Source organism: Novipirellula sp. (genome assembly GCF_041583735.1).
GTDB lineage: Bacteria > Planctomycetota > Planctomycetia > Pirellulales > Pirellulaceae > Novipirellula.
In genome coordinates, this window is sequence record NZ_JBFHFD010000901.1 from 1 (window position 1) to 2650 (window position 2650).

At 55.2% G+C, this 2650-nt stretch carries 2 protein-coding genes; both read right to left on the reverse strand.

Annotated elements, in window-relative coordinates:
- Positions 1-163: 163 nt before the first annotated feature.
- A complete protein-coding gene (locus ABX962_RS34365) occupies positions 164-1435 on the reverse strand; it encodes a hypothetical protein (protein ID WP_372726171.1) in 1272 nt (423 codons plus the stop codon).
- Between the two features lie 90 nt (positions 1436-1525).
- On the reverse strand, positions 1526-2650 hold a 1125-nt coding region (locus ABX962_RS34370), incomplete at its 5' end, for a quinol:electron acceptor oxidoreductase subunit ActD (RefSeq protein ID WP_372726172.1).

Here is a 2650-nt window from a genome sequence, read left to right on the forward strand (position 1 = left end):
AAAGCGGTAACCGCAGTAACGACCACCGAGATCACTCCGACAGTGAAAATGCGGCTCACATTTAAGTCATCGTATTGGGCCATAACTATTCTAAATCTGTTTCAAGCGTTTAATGCGAGTGAATAAGGGGAGGTCGGGATCGCTGAGGGGGGGGGTCCGCCGACTAAATATTTTCGAAGGCAATCGATTCGGCCAGCCGGGGGTCGCGGACGGCAACAATCCGGGTCTGGCTGGCGACGCGAAGGACGAGTCCAACCATCAACGCAACCATTCCAAGGACGCACAATACGCTCGCCACCACGCCGATAGCTCCGCCAGCCGATCCGTGGGCACCAGGGACGCCTGCATGCGCCTCGGGCATCACCATCCAGTAAATATCAATATAGTGCATGACTAGGACGTAAAACGCCCAGAAGAAGATCCATCGCGGACGACGGCGAACATACATGCTCATCGTACCGAGAAATGGCAACATCCAGTGCAAAAAAACCAAGACTAGCGACAAGGTGCCCCAGGTTCCCAATTGACGGTGGTACAGCCACTCGGTTTCTTCGGGGATGTTCGCGTACCAGATCAACAGGTACTGGCTGAACGAGATGTAGGTCCAGAACGTGATAAAGCCGAAGATCAGCTTGCCTAGGTCGTGGTAGTGCTCGACCGTCACCTCGTCTCGCATCGCGCCAGCTTGTTGAAGCAAGTAGGCAGCAACGGCAAGGATACAGTGAGCCGAAAGGATCGCACCGGCAAACAGGTAGACGCCGAACATTGTCGAAAACCACATCGGCGCCAGACTCATCACCCAGTCGAACATCGCAAAGGTCATGCTACCGCAGAACAGCATGACGGCGGGGCCGCTCCAAAACTGCATGCGGTCGGTCGCAGCTCGTTCGCCCGTTTCGTCCTGTTCCACGCTGCCGCGGAAGTAGTAAACGGCCAAGCCGATCCAGATCGCAAAGTAAATGCAGGCACGGATGGTGAACCAATCCTGTGAAAGCCACATGGTTTTGTTGGCCCACATCGCTTCGTCAAGATGGTTGTCTTGCGCAAATGTTGGGCTATCCCAGCGGTAAAGTGCGGCATCACTCGTCCACAGCGTGACCAGGATCGGCAGGAACAAGACCGCCATCGGCACAATCATGACCATCACCAATTCGGCGATCCGGCGAACCACGGTGCTCCATCCGGCTCGTACCAAGTGCTGGATCATCACGAAAAACAGTGATCCTAGAACGAGCGTCAAGCAGTACATGAACGCAGCAAGGTAGGCCGACATACCGAACTTGGGTTGGTCAACGCCATAGGTCGCAATCAACCAACCGACAATCAGGACCAACACACCGCCAATACAAAGCGGAAGGCTGAGTGCCGACAGGGAGGCTGGCAATTTGAAGGCTGGGTCGTCAGCCGGTTTGATGGCCGGTGCGTGCTTGGACATCTGTAGTTCAGCAGTAGGATTGAAATGATGTGAAAATGTTGAATGTGAAGTCCCGGGGACTTCGGGGTTCGAACGCGTGGGGCGAACGAACTACTTGCTTGCGGCGGCCTTTGCGGCTCGCTCTTCTTCTTTTTTGCGTTCCGCTTCGGCGGCTTCGGCGAGCTGCTTGTCGACTTTGTTCTTTTGCTTTTCGACTTTCGCCTTCTCGCTTGCAGGCACCAGGTCCATCGAAGCGTTTTGGCTCTTCTGCAGAGCGCGAACGTAGCTCACGATTGCCCAGCGGTCTTTGGCTTTGATCTGTCCGGCGTAACCTGGCATCTTACGAATGCCGTTGCTAATCGTGTTGAACAGCTTGCCGTCTGGATATTGGTCGGCATACAGCACGTCTTGGTGCAGCGATGACGGGGGAACCCAGGTCGATGCCATGATCTTTTGAGCCCGCTGATTCACCAAGCCGTTGCCGCGTCCATCCATTCCATGGCACACCGAGCAGTAGATGTTGAATTGCTCTTGTCCTTGACGAACGACCGCATCGGAAATCGCGACCGGATTCTGCTCGAGCCACGGCGTTGTTTCCATCACGCTTTTTTCAGCGGGGGGAGTGGCTGAGGCATCCGGGGCGTCGCCTTCAGCGGCCAGCGGTGTCAGGTAGGTTCGCACCAAGTGTTCGGCACGGTCGGCGTCGACTTGGGCAAATTTGTCCATGTCGATCCCAGTTAAGAAGTTCAAGTCGGCGTCCATTTGGCCGCGAGCAACGGTGCCGGGGACGTCGGGGCGCATCGCGCGGTTGTCCGCAAACAACGTTGTGGTTTGTTGAGCATCACGAGCAGGCGAAAAATCCATGTCTGGGAAGATATGGAATCGTGGTTCGCTGCTGTTGGTGACTCGCATTTTGGCGACGATCAACGCTGGGATGATCGACAAGCCGATCAGCACGCATAAACCGACAATCAGGAATTTCGGAATCGTGGTTGGCGAATCGTCATCGACGACGGTATTGATGTATTCCGTGCCAGTTTCGCCCAACAGTTTCTCGACACCCTTGGCGTCAAAACTTTTGTCTTTGGAGTCGATGTACAGGAAGAAACGGTCGTCGGTGACGCGGTCAAAGCGAGGGTCGGTGAAGATCGGGTTGCTAAAACGAGGCAATCCGTTGAGCGCCCACATCCCGAAGAACGTGCAGAACGATGCGAACAGAATCGTCAACTCAAACGC

Bases quoted from the DNA above. Each gene is read 5' to 3' on its own strand.
- ABX962_RS34365 (WP_372726171.1), bottom strand. From the start codon at position 1,435: ATGTCCAAGCACGCACCGGCCATCAAACCGGCTGACGACCCAGCCTTC.